Raw genomic sequence first — 16,909 nt, forward strand, 5'->3', positions numbered from 1 at the left:
TCGTCTTCCAACCCCCGACGAATCGGAGCTTTCCATGACCACGATCCCCGGACGTTTCATCGAAGCGCACATCATCCAGGCCATCCCGTTCGCCAACCTCAACCGGGACGACACCAACGCCGTCAAGACCGTCACCTGGGGCGGCAAGGAACGCACCCGGGTCAGCAGCCAGTGCTGGAAGCGGGCCATGCGCCTGTACCTGCAGACCTCCCTCGGCCAGGAGGCCGCGCTGCGCACCCGCCGGCTGCCCGAGTACCTCGCCCGCCACCTGGAGGAACACCACGGCTGGCCCGCCGACTTGGCCGAGCGCGCCGGCCGCCACATCGTGGTCGCCAGCAGCGTCGGCGGCGAGGCCCCCAAGAAGAAGACCGACGGCGAGGAGACCGGCGGCACCGGCGAGCACTGGTCCACGGCCGCGATGGTCTACATCCCCTCCTCCGCCGTCCCCGAGCTGGCCGAGCTGGCGATCCAGTACCGCGAGGCGCTGGAGAACGCCAAGGAGCCCAAGGACCCGGCCAAGTTCGGCCGCAAGGACAGCGTCATCCCCACCGGCAAGGTCGATGAGATCCTCCGCCGCCGCAACGGCGTCATCAACCTGTTCGGCCGGATGCTCGCCCAGGTCGATGACGCCGAGGTGGACGGCGCCGTCCAGGTCGCCCACGCCTTCACCACCCACGCCACCACCACCGAGATCGATTACTTCAGCGCGGTGGACGACGTCACCGACATCTGGGGCGACACCACCGGCAGCGCCCACATGGGCCAGGCCGAGCACAGCGCCGGGGTGCTCTACCGCTACATCGTCCTGGACCTGAACGACCTGCACGCCAACCTCGGGGGCGACCTTGAGGCCACCCGGGAGCTGGCGGCCGGTCTCCTCAAGGCGGCGCTGCTGTCCCTGCCCCGGGCCAAGAAGAACTCCACCGCCCCCCACACCATCCCGCACCTGGCGCACCTGACCGTCCGCACCGACCGGCCGGTCTCCTACGCGGGCGCCTTCGAGAAGCCGGTGCCCGCCGACCGGCACGGCGGGCACAGCGAACCGTCGGTCGCCGCCCTGAACGAGTACGCCGCCGCCGTCCAGAAGCTGCTGGGGACGAGCGGATGCCGGTACGCGGCCCACGCCACCCTCTCCCAGGAGAAGATCGACGCGCTGGGGGAGCGGGTCGAGTCCTTCGACAAGCTGATCGAGGGGGCGCTGGCCGGGGCCCTGGACGGGCGGGAGGCCGCGTGAACGCCCCTCCCACCACGGGCCTGCTGCTGCACCTGAGCGGGCCGCTGCAGTCGTGGGGGGAACGCTCCCGCTTCAACCAGCGGGACACCGCCACCGCCCCCACCCGCTCCGGGCTCATCGGCATGATCGCCGCCGCCTTCGGGCGGCGGCGCACGGAGCCCGTCACCGACCTGCGGGCCTTGCGGTTCACCGTGCGGATCGACCGTCCCGGGACGCTGCTGCGGGACTTCCACACCGTCGGCGGCGGAATGCCCCGCGACCTCACGGTGATCACCGCCGAGGGTAAGCGGCGCGCCGCGGACACCGCCACGGTCACCTCCGACCGCTACTACCTGCAGGACGCCGCGTTCACCGTCGCCGTCACCGCCGACGACCCGGCCCTGCTGGACCGCTGCGCCCAGGCCCTCCGCGCCCCGCGCTGGCCGCTCTACCTGGGCCGCCGGTCCTGCCCGCCCAACGCCCCCCTGCTGCTGACCGTGCTGCGCACCGACCCGGTCACCGCGCTGATCGACCTCCCCCTGGCCCGGACGGCCCCACGCGACCGGGGTGACGTGCTGGTCGAGTTCCGCAGCGACACCCCCTTCGAGTCCCGCGCCTGGCCCTCCGCCCCGGAGGACGAGCAGGTCTACACCGAGGCCCAGGACGAGCCGGTCTCCTTCCAGCCCCACCACCGGCGGTTCCAGACCCGCCCCATCTACCGGCGGCACCTGCGCCTGCCTGCGGATCGGTGCGCGGGGCTGGGCGTGAAGTACCTCTCCGCGGTCATCGAGCACCTTCAGTCCGAGCAGCCCAGCGAGAACACCCCGGTGACGCCATGAGCACCGAACTGTGGATCACTCAGATCATTCCCGACCTCCGCGACCGCGCCGCCCGCGACGACCTGGGCGACGTCGTCCGCCTGCACCGGCGCATCATGAGCCTGTTCCCCGACGGCCTGGGCCCTGAGGCCCGCCGCCGGGCCGCCGTCCTGTTCCGCCTGGAGGAGCGGCCCACCGGGACCTCGATCCTGATGCAGAGCTCCATCGAGCCCGCCCTGGAGAAACTCCCCGCCTCCTACGGGAAGGCCCGCTGCAAGTCTTTGGCCCCGCTGCTGAACGGGCTGCGCGAGGGGGTGAACGTCCACTACCGGATCGTCGCCAACGCCACCCGCAAGCTCGGCAGGAACACCACCGCCGGCCGTCCCAAACAGGTCGTCCCGCTGCACGGTGCCGAGGCCGACGAATGGTGGCGGCGCCAAGCCGACGCCGCCGGGCTCGTCCTGCGCAGCCTGCACAGCAGGCAGCTCGACACCGGTACCGGCAGGCGGTCCGACAACAACCGCGTCACCCACGCCCGCACCCAGTTCGACGGCACCGCCACCGTCACCGACCCCAAGGCCCTCATCGACCGGATCCACGCCGGCATCGGCCGCGGCAAGGCCTACGGCTGCGGACTGCTCACCATCGCCCCCGCCCTATGAGCATCACCACGCCACGCAACGCCCGTCAGCGCCTGGCCGCCCCCACCGCGGCCATGCTGCCGCGCATCGGCGACTCGCTGTCGTTCCTCTACATCGACATCGCCCGCATCGTCCAAGACGACACCGGCGTCAAAGCGCTCTTCCAGCTCGGTGAGGAGGAACGCAGCGTCGCCCTGCCCACCGCCGCGCTGGGCTGCCTCCTGCTCGGACCGGGCGTCTCCATCACCAGCCGCGCCCTGTCCACACTCGCCCGGCACGGCACCACCGTCGTCTGCACCGGGGCCGGCGGGGTGCGTTGCTACACGGCCGGCGTCCCCGACTCCATGCCCGCCCGCTGGCTGGAACTCCAGGCCCGAGCCTGGGCCGACGAGGCCGAACGCGCCGCCGTGGCCCGCCGGATGTATCTGCAACGGTTCGGCGAGACGGCCCCCGCCGACGCCACCATCGCCCGGCTGCGCGGCCTGGAAGGGCAGCGGATGAAGGCGCTCTACCGCCTCTACGCCCAGCAGCACGGGCTCCGGCCCTTCAAACGCTCCTACGACCCCACCGACTGGGACGACCAGGACCCCGTCAACCGGGCCCTCTCGGCGGCCAACACCTGCCTGTACGGCATCGTCCACGCCGCCATCAACGCCATCGGCTGCTCACCGGGCCTCGGCTTCATCCACACCGGGACGTCCCACTCGTTCGTCTACGACATCGCCGACCTTTACAAGGCCGAACTGACCATCCCCCTGGCCTTCTCCCTCCACAACTCACCGGACCCCGACGGCCAGGCCCGCCGCTCCTTCCGCGACGGCCTGCGCCTCTTCCGCCTCCTCCCGCGCATCGTCGCCGACATCCAATCCCTCCTGGACCCCGACGACGGCACCCGCCGGGAGGACGCAGAAGAAGCCACCGAAGAACTCGTCGACCTTTGGGACCCCGACTTCGGCCGCCTGGCCGGCGGCACCAACTACGGACACGACTGACATGGCCACCATGACCGTCATCGCCACCACCGCAATCCCCGACCATCTACGCGGCGCCCTCACCCGCTGGATGATCGAACCGGCCCCCGGCCTCTACGTGGGCACCCTCTCCGCCCGCGTCCGCACCGAACTATGGACCGCCGTCTCCGCCTCCATCGGCGACGGCGCCGCCGTCCTCCTCCACCCCGACGCCAACGAACAGGGCTTCACCCTCCACACCGCCGGCCGACGCCGCCGAACCCCCATCGACTTCGACGGCCTGACCCTCATCGCCCTCAACCCCGCCGAGCCGGATAACGAATCGGTAAACCCCTAGTATCGCCCCAGGTCAGCAAGGGTGCTCCCCGCGCAGGCGGGGGTGATCCGGCGTCCGCCAGGGCCCGCCACCGCTGGAGCAGGTGCTCCCCGCGCAGGCGGGGGTGATCCGCTGTACCGAGTGATCGGGCGGTGCAAGGTCGCGTGCTCCCCGCGCAGGCGGGGGTGATCCGAGGTCCCCGCCTACCTCACCCTCGGCTTCGATGTGCTCCCCGCGCAGGCGGGGGTGATCCGGCGTCCGCCAGGGCCCGCCACCGCTGGAGCAGGTGCTCCCCGCGCAGGCGGGGGTGATCCATCGAAACACCGTTGATGTTGACGTCCACAATCGTGCTCCCCGCGCAGGCGGGGGTGATCCGGTGCTGCAGGCCATCCAGGACCTGATCGCCCAGTGCTCCCCGCGCAGGCGGGGGTGATCCGAGGCCCCGGGCGGTCGGGTCTGGTAGCCGCCCGTGCTCCCCGCGCAGGCGGGGGTGATCCGCGCCTCTTGAATGGCCTCCTTTGGCGTATTCCGTGCTCCCCGCGCAGGCGGGGGTGATCCGCTGACCGGCAAGCGCTGGAACGAGAACTGGGCGTGCTCCCCGCGCAGGCGGGGGTGATCCGGCCGAGGAAGAGGCCCGGCTGCGGGCGGCGCAGTGCTCCCCGCGCAGGCGGGGGTGATCCGGCTCCCGGGCCGGCGTCGGTCGTGGTCTTCAGGTGCTCCCCGCGCAGGCGGGGGTGATCCGTCGTACGGCTCGTCGTCTCGCTTGCGAGTGCTGTGCTCCCCGCGCAGGCGGGGGTGATCCGCCCGCTCGCGCGGGCTTTGATCTTGTTCAGCCGTGCTCCCCGCGCAGGCGGGGGTGATCCGGCGACCGCGGTCGCTGCTGCGGTCGCCCGGGCGTGCTCCCCGCGCAGGCGGGGGTGATCCGCCTTTGCTGGCCTGCTTGCCGGAGTCGAACAGGTGCTCCCCGCGCAGGCGGGGGTGATCCGCAAAGTGCTCGGCCCGGTGGCCGACCTGCGCGGTGCTCCCCGCGCAGGCGGGGGTGATCCGTGACAACATTGCCGGTAGAGACGGTCCCGAGCGTGCTCCCCGCGCAGGCGGGGGTGATCCGTCGGCGCCGGGTGCGTATTCGCGGTGGATGGTGTGCTCCCCGCGCAGGCGGGGGTGATCCGCGGATCACGGCGGGCGCGATCCGGCTGGGTGAGTGCTCCCCGCGCAGGCGGGGGTGATCCGTATCCAGCAGGTCGTCGGCCTCGTTGGCGCCGGTGCTCCCCGCGCAGGCGGGGGTGATCCGCCCGCCTGGCCCGCAGCGAATCCGCCCACGAGGTGCTCCCCGCGCAGGCGGGGGTGATCCGTCGCCGGCCTGGTGTCGGTCGACGAGTTCAGCGTGCTCCCCGCGCAGGCGGGGGTGATCCGGCGACGCTCTCGCAGAGCTGCAGCTCACCGCCGTGCTCCCCGCGCAGGCGGGGGTGATCCGCTCTGATGATCGTCGGGCCGCCCGGCGTCGGCGTGCTCCCCGCGCAGGCGGGGGTGATCCGGAGTACGTCGCCCGGGGCGGCGCGGTGGTGGCGTGCTCCCCGCGCAGGCGGGGGTGATCCGGCGACGCTCTCGCAGAGCTGCAGCTCACCGCCGTGCTCCCCGCGCAGGCGGGGGTGATCCGCCGCGGGTGAGGATGTCCAGGGCCTCCTGGGCGTGCTCCCCGCGCAGGCGGGGGTGATCCGCGATCTCCCCCGACACCGGCCGGGGGTTGCGCGTGCTCCCCGCGCAGGCGGGGGTGATCCGCGCCCGGCCCTGCTGCCCGCCGAGCCGCGGCCGTGCTCCCCGCGCAGGCGGGGGTGATCCGCTCTCGGGGGCCATGGCCAAGGCCGGGCCGTGGTGCTCCCCGCGCAGGCGGGGGTGATCCGTTTGTCCAGCTCGGCCTTTTGGGCCCGCAGTCGTGCTCCCCGCGCAGGCGGGGGTGATCCAGCGGATGGGCGCCTTGGCATAGCCCTCGATCCGGTGCTCCCCGCGCAGGCGGGGGTGATCCGGCGAGGAGACCGGCACCGGGCTCGACGGGGAGGTGCTCCCCGCGCAGGCGGGGGTGATCCGCCTTTGCTGGCCTGCTTGCCGGAGTCGAACAGGTGCTCCCCGCGCAGGCGGGGGTGATCCGCATCCTGCGTGCCGATGCGCAGACGCTGGCCAGTGCTCCCCGCGCAGGCGGGGGTGATCCGACCTGTTCGTGGTCGGTGCTGATGGTCAGCTCGTGCTCCCCGCGCAGGCGGGGGTGATCCGGCGTCCGCCAGGGCCCGCCACCGCTGGAGCAGGTGCTCCCCGCGCAGGCGGGGGTGATCCGGCGACCGCGGTCGCTGCTGCGGTCGCCCGGGCGTGCTCCCCGCGCAGGCGGGGGTGATCCGTGGGGGCAGGATCCGCTCCGCACCGAGGCGGAGTGCTCCCCGCGCAGGCGGGGGTGATCCGGTGCGCGCGGGCCTGTACGGGTCGGTGCGCGGGTGCTCCCCGCGCAGGCGGGGGTGATCCGTGCACGGTACTGCCCAGCCGGACGTAGCGCCCGTGCTCCCCGCGCAGGCGGGGGTGATCCGGCGGCCCCACCACCCTGACCAACGTGGCCCCCGTGCTCCCCGCGCAGGCGGGGGTGATCCGAACACCCGGCCACCCGGGTCGATGTACAGCTCGTGCTCCCCGCGCAGGCGGGGGTGATCCGACCTTGACGGGCGTGTCGGTGACGGTGAATGAGTGCTCCCCGCGCAGGCGGGGGTGATCCGACCGGGCGGGGTTGTCGCCGAGCAGACGTAACGTGCTCCCCGCGCAGGCGGGGGTGATCCGTGGTTTCACCGGACCCGGTCGGGGCCTGCGGGGTGCTCCCCGCGCAGGCGGGGGTGATCCGGTGCTGCGCGCCATCAAGCGCATCCCGCAGGCGTGCTCCCCGCGCAGGCGGGGGTGATCCGGCCATCCGCCGCCCCCTCCCCTGCGCCGACCGGTGCTCCCCGCGCAGGCGGGGGTGATCCGATTGGGCGGAAGCCGACCTCGTCCTCCAGCTCGTGCTCCCCGCGCAGGCGGGGGTGATCCGCGTCGGTGGCGGTCAGGGTGCACACCGAGTCGGTGCTCCCCGCGCAGGCGGGGGTGATCCGGCCATCTCTCACCTCCCAAACTCTTGGCAACCGTGCTCCCCGCGCAGGCGGGGGTGATCCGATCCTCAACGCTCTGGTTGGTCTCGCCGAGGAGTGCTCCCCGCGCAGGCGGGGGTGATCCGCAACCAACGTCGCCGGCCGCCCGTCCTGGTGCGTGCTCCCCGCGCAGGCGGGGGTGATCCGGCGTTTATCACCAACGTCCTGGCTCCGGCGTTGTGCTCCCCGCGCAGGCGGGGGTGATCCGCCGTCGCCTCGCTGGCTTGATCTCCCGCTACGGTGCTCCCCGCGCAGGCGGGGGTGATCCGGCCCGCAAGACCCTCTGACCCCGCCCTCACCTGTGCTCCCCGCGCAGGCGGGGGTGATCCGTACTCCTCCACCACGTCGTCGCTCTCGTTGACGTGCTCCCCGCGCAGGCGGGGGTGATCCGTTGATCGGCAGGTCCAGCAGCTCGCACAGGACGTGCTCCCCGCGCAGGCGGGGGTGATCCGGCGCTGGCCGAGGCCGCCCAGGCGGCCGGGGCGTGCTCCCCGCGCAGGCGGGGGTGATCCGACGGGGCAGCGGCTGCTTTTCCATGCCCGCGGGTGCTCCCCGCGCAGGCGGGGGTGATCCGGTGTGGCGGCGGGCGCTGCTGGACTGGCTGCCGTGCTCCCCGCGCAGGCGGGGGTGATCCGCCGCCGGAGATCACGATGACGCCGTCGCCGAGGTGCTCCCCGCGCAGGCGGGGGTGATCCGACGGCCGGGTCGGACAGGTGCTCGGCGAGCCGGTGCTCCCCGCGCAGGCGGGGGTGATCCGGCTGCCGCACATGGGGAGCGCCGCCGAGGAACGTGCTCCCCGCGCAGGCGGGGGTGATCCGGCGGCCGCCGCGGGGCTCTATCTCTTTGGGCGGTGCTCCCCGCGCAGGCGGGGGTGATCCGGACCTGGCCCCCGACCGGCTGAACGAGGCCGGGTGCTCCCCGCGCAGGCGGGGGTGATCCGAGGAGCTGTACCTGGCCGAGCTGGACGAACAGGTGCTCCCCGCGCAGGCGGGGGTGATCCGCTGCTCCCCTTCACGGAGTGGTGAGGATGGCGGTGCTCCCCGCGCAGGCGGGGGTGATCCGCGCACTCCGCACCGGCGTCCGCACCCAGGATCGTGCTCCCCGCGCAGGCGGGGGTGATCCGACCAGCAGCCCGCACGGGGCAGGCCGGTCCTCGTGCTCCCCGCGCAGGCGGGGGTGATCCGGCGCTGCACGAAACGACCGAGGCTCAATTCAGGTGCTCCCCGCGCAGGCGGGGGTGATCCGTCGCCTGGCCGACCTGTCCTCCCGTGCTCAGCGTGCTCCCCGCGCAGGCGGGGGTGATCCGACGATCACCGACTACCTCGACCACGTCGCGCCGTGCTCCCCGCGCAGGCGGGGGTGATCCGGTGGCGTACTCGGCCCGGTACAACCGCTGGTCGTGCTCCCCGCGCAGGCGGGGGTGATCCGGCGTCGGTGGCGGTCAGGGTGCACACCGAGTCGTGCTCCCCGCGCAGGCGGGGGTGATCCGGTGTAGGCGGGTATCGAGGCCTGCCGGTTGGGGTGCTCCCCGCGCAGGCGGGGGTGATCCGCGCAGCTCGGCGGCGGCGGCGACGAGCACGATGTGCTCCCCGCGCAGGCGGGGGTGATCCGGGTCACGACCAGATGCTGCGGTTGGCCGCCTAGTGCTCCCCGCGCAGGCGGGGGTGATCCGGAGTACCACCATCGAGAAATGGACTCGAGCCCGTGCTCCCCGCGCAGGCGGGGGTGATCCGTGGGGGCAGGATCCGCTCCGCACCGCGGCGGAGTGCTCCCCGCGCAGGCGGGGGTGATCCGGGATTCCTGACCGGTCTGTACCGGCAGCAGGCGTGCTCCCCGCGCAGGCGGGGGTGATCCGCGAGGGATCGTGCCCAGCGGCAGGCCGCTGCCGTGCTCCCCGCGCAGGCGGGGGTGATCCGCTCGCCGACGACCCAGTGCTGGTGGACGTGTCGTGCTCCCCGCGCAGGCGGGGGTGATCCGTGACAACATTGCCGGTAGAGACGGTCCCGCGCGTGCTCCCCGCGCAGGCGGGGGTGATCCGGTGGGCATCAGCCCTCACCCTTCGTCTTCTTCGTGCTCCCCGCGCAGGCGGGGGTGATCCGTAGGGTTTGGGCCGCTGACCGACGTAGACGTCGTGCTCCCCGCGCAGGCGGGGGTGATCCGCGGGCAAGCCATATGTGTGGGGCGGCGTCGGCGTGCTCCCCGCGCAGGCGGGGGTGATCCGTCGTCCACCGTCGCCCAGCCGGACCCGTCGGGGTGCTCCCCGCGCAGGCGGGGGTGATCCGGTGCTCTCCTTTACGGTTGGGTGGGGTGCTCTGTGCTCCCCGCGCAGGCGGGGGTGATCCGGTAGGAGGCCGGGGATGCCCAACCCCCCCAAGGTGCTCCCCGCGCAGGCGGGGGTGATCCGGCTGTCTACGAGGCCACCGGCACGTCGTCGAAGTGCTCCCCGCGCAGGCGGGGGTGATCCGGTCGCGCACGGATAGCCGGTCTCCGGCTTGCTGTGCTCCCCGCGCAGGCGGGGGTGATCCGTCGTAGTAGACGCGGCGGCCGACCTTGCCGAGGTGCTCCCCGCGCAGGCGGGGGTGATCCGGAGGCCGCCGGCCCCTGGCCCGGCCCCCGCCCGTGCTCCCCGCGCAGGCGGGGGTGATCCGATCAGGGCGGGTGAGCTGCTGCCCGACCGGCCGTGCTCCCCGCGCAGGCGGGGGTGATCCGCCTCCATGTCGGAGGGGTCCGGGAACTCGAATGTGCTCCCCGCGCAGGCGGGGGTGATCCGTAGGCGCCGGGGACGTAGAGAGGGGGGGCTGGGTGCTCCCCGCGCAGGCGGGGGTGATCCGTAGCGGTCACCGGCGGGCACCTGGGCGCTGGTGTGCTCCCCGCGCAGGCGGGGGTGATCCGTTGCCTGACTTGCCGTCCCCGCACGCACGGGCGTGCTCCCCGCGCAGGCGGGGGTGATCCGACGAGCTGGCCGCGGTGATGAATGGCCTTCCGGTGCTCCCCGCGCAGGCGGGGGTGATCCGGCCAACCGGGAGGCCGCCCGCTACCGCACACGGTGCTCCCCGCGCAGGCGGGGGTGATCCGCGTTGTACCGGCGCAGGCACTCATTCACCACGGTGCTCCCCGCGCAGGCGGGGGTGATCCGGGGGTGCCCCGTGGCGCATCTGGGCACGGTGGGTGCTCCCCGCGCAGGCGGGGGTGATCCGGGTCGTGAAGGTCAATCCCGCGTACACGAGCCGTGCTCCCCGCGCAGGCGGGGGTGATCCGCGCAGATCCGCGGTGATCACACCGCCGCCGCCGGTGCTCCCCGCGCAGGCGGGGGTGATCCGCCGAGTTTCCGAAGGAATCGGCCGGTCGGGCAGTGCTCCCCGCGCAGGCGGGGGTGATCCGCGGTCACTGACCCCCCTTCGGGAGGGCCGCGAGTGCTCCCCGCGCAGGCGGGGGTGATCCGGCGTACACCAGCTCGTTGGGCTGGTCGGGGCCGTGCTCCCCGCGCAGGCGGGGGTGATCCGGGCGCTGATGAGTTGGCCGACAATGCGTCGGCGTGCTCCCCGCGCAGGCGGGGGTGATCCGAGCCGCCGAGAGCCATGAGGACTTGCGCGGCAGTGCTCCCCGCGCAGGCGGGGGTGATCCGGCCGCCGGATTGAGCAACCGCGTGCCGGCCTCGTGCTCCCCGCGCAGGCGGGGGTGATCCGGTCACCGTAGAACGCCTGATCGATGCGCTTGGGTGCTCCCCGCGCAGGCGGGGGTGATCCGCAGACGTTGCTCGTGACGCTCTCGTCATACCGGTGCTCCCCGCGCAGGCGGGGGTGATCCGGTGAGAGCGCACCGGGACGGGTCGGCCACCGAGTGCTCCCCGCGCAGGCGGGGGTGATCCGCACGTGATCCTCGAATCGCTGATTCAGGAGTAGTGCTCCCCGCGCAGGCGGGGGTGATCCGGACCACGGCCCGGACGCCCCGTATGTGATCGCGTGCTCCCCGCGCAGGCGGGGGTGATCCGGCACGTAGGCCTGGGTGGTCCAGTAGGTGGCGGTGCTCCCCGCGCAGGCGGGGGTGATCCGTCGGCGAACCCCTGCTTGAGCTGCAGGTTCGCGTGCTCCCCGCGCAGGCGGGGGTGATCCGAGTGGAACCAGAACCACCCGCGCGAGGGTGAGGTGCTCCCCGCGCAGGCGGGGGTGATCCGGTGATCGTCGGGCGGCCCAGCCCGTCTACTCCGTGCTCCCCGCGCAGGCGGGGGTGATCCAGTACGGGGTGATCTGGCGGTCCTGGGCCGGCCGTGCTCCCCGCGCAGGCGGGGGTGATCCGTACGCGTGAGAGCTGGCCCGCCGCCTGCGAGGGTGCTCCCTGCGCAGGCGGGGGTGATCCGTGGCCGATCCCCCAGCGCACCCCCGAGCAGATGTGCTCCCCGCGCAGGCGGGGGTGATCCGTACGCCGCGCCCGTGGCAAACGTGGTCGCCATGTGCTCCCCGCGCAGGCGGGGGTGATCCGGCGGACGAGATGATGTTCGCGCCTCACAAGGCGTGCTCCCCGCGCAGGCGGGGATGATCCGACTCTACGGAGGTCGATGACCTGTCCACCCAAGTGCTCCCCGCGCAGGCGGGGGTGAACCTTACCAGGCGTCCTGGACTGTGCGGGCGCGGCTGTGCTTCCTAAGCAGGCAAGGATGACTCATCCCAGTTGTCCTGGTTGTGCTGTCCTCAATGGTGCTCGTGGATTGTGAGTTTCCAGGCGCTTGCTTTCGTGCGCGATGTGCATGGTCACTGAACATCTGGTCGGTGAGCCGGTGGGTGCCACGGCCACCACTCAACTGGGTGGATTGTCTGGTGTACCCTCGGTCGGCCACTGCCCGGCGGTGGTCAGGATGACTTTCTGTACGGCGCTCGCACTTTTTGAAGCGGTTCTCGGCGATAGGGCGGTGGCTCCGGACTACTTCCTCGCGCGGAGAACCGGATCATTGGCCTTTTGCGAGTACCGGATGCGGACTACCCCGCTCATGTGGTCGAGGCACCTGTGCGGTTGGCGTTGGTGGGAGCGGATTTGGGAGCGGAGAGGTGCGGTAGGTCTGGGTCAGATGAGGGCAGCTGTGGCGGTCTCGGGTGTGAAAAGGGCTCTGAGCTGCGGAAACTCTTCTGGGGTCGAGTGGTTCGGGGGCGATGTGCGATGTTCGCATCGAGGGGGTCAGGGGTTCAAATCCCCTCAGCTCCACCGCAGGTCAGAGGCCGGTTCCGACTCCCGGAACCGGCCTCTTGCACTGTCTGGTGTCCGTTTTGGGAGCGGACTTGGGAGTAGAGTCCGAACGCCTTGTTGTGAGGAGGAAGAAGCCGGGGCCTCTCTGCCGCTTGGCGGTCCTGGACATAGCGCGTCGCTTCGGCCATCCACGACTGAGCTCCCTATGCGCTGACGAGCAAGGCGATGTCGGCCATCGACCTCGGTGGCGGCCGGGTCGTCTAGGCGGTGTTGCGGGGCGGACGCCCAGTTCGCCAGGCAGGGCGCGGCCTTGGGGCGACGAGGAAACCGTCCTCGTTCAGATCGGTGCGCGGCAGGGCGGTTCCGGTCAAGAGGGGGTGTCGTCCATCAACGTCTGCGGGCGCTGCTCCCTGGGCAGCCGTACCGCTTCCGGACGTGGCGTCGACTGGAGGGCGTCATGGTCTTGGTGAGGATTTTCAGATCCAGTGAGCTGGAGGAGAGGCCGGCGCAGCTTGCTGCCTGCGGTGTTGGACGGGCGTACCGCGGACCCGATGCGTGGGTGCACTCCCAGGGATGAAAGGCATGGGTGGCCGTCTCCGCTTCCGCCGGCGACGGCACCACTGCTCTCCTCTACCCCGACGCCAAGCGAGCAGGACTTCACCTTCGTCGCCTTCGACTTCGCCCGGGAAGATAACGAATTGGTAAGGTGCTGACATTGCCCCAGGTCAGCAAGTCTCTTCCCCACGCGAGTGGGGGTGATCCGTCAAGGGCTGGCACCGCCCCGGACCCGGGGCCCTCTTCCCCACGCGAGTGGGGGTGATCCGGTGCGGGGGGTGACGTTGCGGCTGGGCATGGCCTCTTCCCCACGCGAGTGGGGGTGATCCGTGGAGCTGATCGGTGGGCCGTACGACGGGCACCTCTTCCCCACGCGAGTGGGGGTGATCCGTGACAACATTGCCGGTAGAGACGGTCCCGAGCCTCTTCCCCACGCGAGTGGGGGTGATCCGTTCCACACGCCGCGGATGCCCTTGTTGTAGACCTCTTCCCCACGCGAGTGGGGGTGATCCGGGCAAGTTGGCGTATTACGCCGATCTGCCGGGCTCTTCCCCACGCGAGTGGGGGTGATCCGGTTCGACCCGAGCAACCTGTCCGGCCCCTACGCTCTTCCCCACGCGAGTGGGGGTGATCCGGCGTTTCGCTCGACCGGGTCTTTCACCGCCCGCTCTTCCCCACGCGAGTGGGGGTGATCCGGGTGGTGGGGTCGGCGGTCGGCAAAATTGCAACTCTTCCCCACGCGAGTGGGGGTGATCCGGTGCTGGATGAGGACGTGGGCCGCGTTACATCCTCTTCCCCACGCGAGTGGGGGTGATCCGGCGAGCGGACCGCACGTCCATGTGCCGTCGTCCTCTTCCCCACGCGAGTGGGGGTGATCCGTGACCTGGGGGTCCACCACGGTCAGCGCCCTGCTCTTCCCCACGCGAGTGGGGGTGATCCGTCCACGAGTGCCTTGACGGCGGTGTCGGGGTCCTCTTCCCCACGCGAGTGGGGGTGATCCGTCTCCACGGTCTCCCTGCGCAGGAACGCGTCGCTCTTCCCCACGCGAGTGGGGGTGATCCGACTCTCGGCCAGGCCGACCAGCGCGAGGTCGGCTCTTCCCCACGCGAGTGGGGGTGATCCAGCCGCCGCGCTGATCGACCAGACCATGATCGACTCTTCCCCACGCGAGTGGGGGTGATCCAGCGGGCGGCCAGCAGCTCATACTGCCGGTCGTCCTCTTCCCCACGCGAGTGGGGGTGATCCGGTCTACTCGCTGGCCCGGTACAGGGAGGAGGCCTCTTCCCCACGCGAGTGGGGGTGATCCGACGACTGCCGCACATCACCGCGGGCAACCAACCTCTTCCCCACGCGAGTGGGGGTGATCCCACAACCCCCTGCACGCCTTCGAGCACCTGCCGCTCTTCCCCACGCGAGTGGGGGTGATCCGTACTCCTTGACCAGCGGCCGGTCCTCGCCGGTCTCTTTCCCACGCGAGTGGGGGTGATCCGACGCCAACAAGACCGAGCTGGAGAAGCTCACCCTCTTCCCCACGCGAGTGGGGGTGATCCTTGGCAAGGGCGCGGCGCGGGCGGCAACGGCGGCTCTTCCCCACGCGAGTGGGGGTGATCCGCTGCTCGGTCATCAGAACGGGCCCTCCGTGGCCTCTTCCCCGCGCGAGTGGGGTGATCCGGTTCGGCGGCGGGTGACGGCCGCTGACATCACGTGTTCCCCACGCAGGCGGGGTTGTCAGGTGGAGGGCGCTATGGCCCTCTCAGGGGCAGGTGCTGCTTATGTAGGCGGAGGTGATCCAGTAATACGTCCGAGAATTGGGTGCAGGCGTTGTGCTCTCTGCGCGGGCGAGGGTAGATAGCTTGGGTCATCCTGGTTGCATCGTCCTTAGTAATGCTTGTGGACTGAGAATTCGCGGTGGACAAGGCCAGTTAGTCTTGTGGGAAAACAAAGAGGGTTCTTGGTCGCATCGGGGATTCCTGGATTTGGGGTGCTTCATCGCAGGTCGGGGAGGGGTGAGGAGGTTTTTCGCTCTTCGGTGCTCAAGGTTGCTCGCGGAAGACTCGATCAGTGGGCGGGCCAGATCTTTTCAGGGCGTGGCTTTGGGGGCCGAAGAGAGGGTCTCGGGGGGCGTCCGGTGATGTGACGGCCTCGGGCGCGGTGTCCTTCCCGGCTGCGACGCACCTGTTTCGGTCGGCGGAGACGGCAGGTTGGCAAGGCCCGCTGGGAGAGGTCATTTCGCGGTGGGCGTCAGGATCGCCTTGAGGATGGTGGGGGTGTCGGTGAGGTCGGGCAGGACGAGGTCGGCGCCGGCGGCTCGCAGGGCCGTCTCGTCGCTGGGGCCGGTGGCCACGGCGATCACGCGGGCGCCTGTGAGGCGGGCGGCCTGGACGTCCAGGGGGGTGTCTCCGATCAGGACGGTGCGGTCGGCTGTGATCAGTTCGCCGTGGGTGGCGGCGGTGCGCTGCCGGGCCAGGGCGACCAGGGGTGGGCGGGTGGCGGCGTCCATGCCGTAGGCGCCGATCCGCAGGTCCAGGTGCTCGTCGAAACCGAATGCGGCCAGTTTCGCCTCTGCGATCGGTCGCATGTTCCCGGTCAGCACCGACTGGATCACCTGCGGTTCGGCGGCCAGTGCCTGGACGGCGGCGTGCGCTCCGGGGAGTGCGCGCCCTCGGGTCCGGATCTCTTCGGTCCGTGCGGAGTAGTGGTCGGCCACGGCGCCGGCGAACGCGCTCACCAGTTCGGCGGTGGGCGTCAGATGGCTGAGCCGCAGCGTCTCGGTGATGATCGCAAGGTCGGTCTTGCCCGCCATCGCGGGCAGCCTCGCCGGCCGGCGGCCGGTGACCTGGCGGTGCGCGGTGGCGTAGACCTCGGCGCTGAGGCCGTCGACGCTGAGCAGGGTACGGTCGATGTCCCACAGCACCAAGGTCCGCATCGAGTGGATGATAGACGTCCGGCTTGCCCAGCCCGCGTGACCGGGAGGAGATGAGCATGCAGGGGGAAGCCCAGTGACCGCCCACCGGAGCGTGCCGGGTGCCGTGGACCCGGCGGCGGTGCTGAGCGAAGAGGTCACCGTGGAGCGGGACGGGATGCCGGTCCGCGGCTACCTCGCCCGCCCGCGGAGCGGGACGCCCGCGCCGGGACTGCTGGTGCTGCACGAGGCGTTCGGGCTCAACGAGCACATCCGTGACCTGGCCCGCCGGTTCGCGGGGGCCGGTTTCGTCGCGCTCGCGCCGGACCTGTACAGCCGTACGGGGGCGCCCGACCCCGCCGACATGCCCGCGGTGCTGGAGGCGATGTTCGCGCTCCCCGACGAGCAGGTGGTGGCCGATCTGGACGCGCTGGCCGCCTACCTGCGCGGGCGTTCCGACGTCACCGGCGCCGTCGGTGAGATCGGGTTCTGTGCCGGCGGCCGGCAGGTGCTGCTTCATGCGTGTTCGAGCCGGGCGGTGGACGCCGCGGTGGACTGCTGGGGCGGGTACATACGGCGGGCCCGTCCCGAGGCGGAGGTGACGGCGAGCCGTCCGGTGCCGGTGATCGATCTGGTTCCGCGGCTGTCGTGCCCGCTGCTGGCGGTGGGCGGCGTGGAGGACACCAACCCCTCGCCCGCCGACCTTGCCGAGTTGGAGACGCGGCTGCGCGCGGCGGGCAAGCCGGGGAGGGTCCGGGTGTTCGACGGGGCGGGCCATGCCTTTCTCGCCGACTACCGGCCCACCTATCGGCCGGAGGCCGCCCACGCCCTGTGGGGGGAGGTCATCGAGTTCCTACGCGCCCACCTGGTGAAGCAGGACTGAGCTTGCACTGCGTGCGTGCTTCCAGGCCCACGGTGTCGTCGCGAAGGCGCGTCGAATCGTCCGGCCACTCCCTTGACATCTGCTCTTCGCGTCGAAGGACGGGCTGTACGGAACCGGGGTGTCCTCTCGGGCATGCCTGTGAGGTGGAGCTCGCTTTCGCCCGGCGGGCCGGACGAGAGCGACGCGGCCTGCGGGCCGGTCCCGCCGAGCCCGCCACGAAGACGCCGCAGGTGGAGGGTGCCGGTGCGGAGCGCTTGATCCGCACCGGCACGTC

At 71.8% G+C, this 16,909-nt stretch carries 7 protein-coding genes and 2 CRISPR repeat arrays; of the genes, 6 read left to right on the forward strand and 1 reads right to left on the reverse strand.

What is annotated here, in order from left to right:
- Positions 1 to 34: 34 nt before the first annotated feature.
- The 5 genes from cas7e to cas2e are packed head-to-tail and all read left to right on the forward strand — an operon-like array spanning position 35 to position 3,980.
- Positions 35 to 1,234: a type I-E CRISPR-associated protein Cas7/Cse4/CasC gene (gene cas7e, locus TCUR_RS04635; protein ID WP_012851313.1), complete on the forward strand. Its 1,200-nt coding sequence runs from the start codon at positions 35 to 37 to the stop codon at positions 1,232 to 1,234.
- A complete protein-coding gene (gene cas5e / locus TCUR_RS04640) occupies positions 1,231 to 2,052 on the forward strand; it encodes a type I-E CRISPR-associated protein Cas5/CasD (protein WP_012851314.1) in 822 nt (273 codons plus the stop codon). Before cas7e ends, cas5e begins: the two co-directional genes overlap by 4 nt.
- Positions 2,049 to 2,693, forward strand: coding sequence for a type I-E CRISPR-associated protein Cas6/Cse3/CasE (cas6e, locus tag TCUR_RS04645; protein ID WP_012851315.1), 645 nt, complete (start codon positions 2,049 to 2,051; stop codon positions 2,691 to 2,693). Before cas5e ends, cas6e begins: the two co-directional genes overlap by 4 nt.
- Entirely contained in the window at positions 2,690 to 3,664 is a 975-nt protein-coding gene (gene cas1e / locus TCUR_RS04650) for a type I-E CRISPR-associated endonuclease Cas1e (protein WP_012851316.1), read from the forward strand. The genes cas6e and cas1e overlap by 4 nt, the downstream gene beginning before the upstream one ends.
- A 1-nt stretch (position 3,665) precedes the next feature.
- Positions 3,666 to 3,980 carry a type I-E CRISPR-associated endoribonuclease Cas2e gene (gene cas2e / locus TCUR_RS04655; protein WP_012851317.1) on the forward strand — a complete coding sequence of 105 codons (315 nt, stop codon included), beginning with the start codon at positions 3,666 to 3,668 and terminating at the stop codon, positions 3,978 to 3,980.
- A 21-nt stretch (positions 3,981 to 4,001) separates the two neighbouring features.
- A CRISPR array of direct repeats spans positions 4,002 to 11,718; the repeat unit is 29 nt; unit sequence GTGCTCCCCGCGCAGGCGGGGGTGATCCG.
- Positions 11,719 to 13,029: 1,311 nt separating this feature from the next.
- Positions 13,030 to 14,461: a CRISPR direct-repeat array (repeat unit 28 nt; unit sequence CTCTTCCCCACGCGAGTGGGGGTGATCC).
- A gap of 613 nt (positions 14,462 to 15,074) precedes the next feature.
- On the opposite strand, the gene TCUR_RS04660 is transcribed toward cas2e, so the two are convergent.
- Positions 15,075 to 15,776, reverse strand: coding sequence for an HAD family hydrolase (locus tag TCUR_RS04660; protein ID WP_012851318.1), 702 nt, complete (start codon positions 15,774 to 15,776; stop codon positions 15,075 to 15,077).
- Between the two features lie 73 nt (positions 15,777 to 15,849).
- On the opposite strand from TCUR_RS04660, the gene TCUR_RS04665 reads away from it, so the two are divergent.
- The gene (locus TCUR_RS04665) at positions 15,850 to 16,635 is read left to right on the forward strand and encodes a dienelactone hydrolase family protein (protein WP_012851319.1); all 786 of its coding nucleotides are present in this window, start codon (positions 15,850 to 15,852) and stop codon (positions 16,633 to 16,635) included.
- Positions 16,636 to 16,909 lie beyond the last annotated feature (274 nt).

Source organism: Thermomonospora curvata DSM 43183 (assembly GCF_000024385.1).
Classification (GTDB): Bacteria; Actinomycetota; Actinomycetes; order Streptosporangiales; family Streptosporangiaceae; genus Thermomonospora; species Thermomonospora curvata.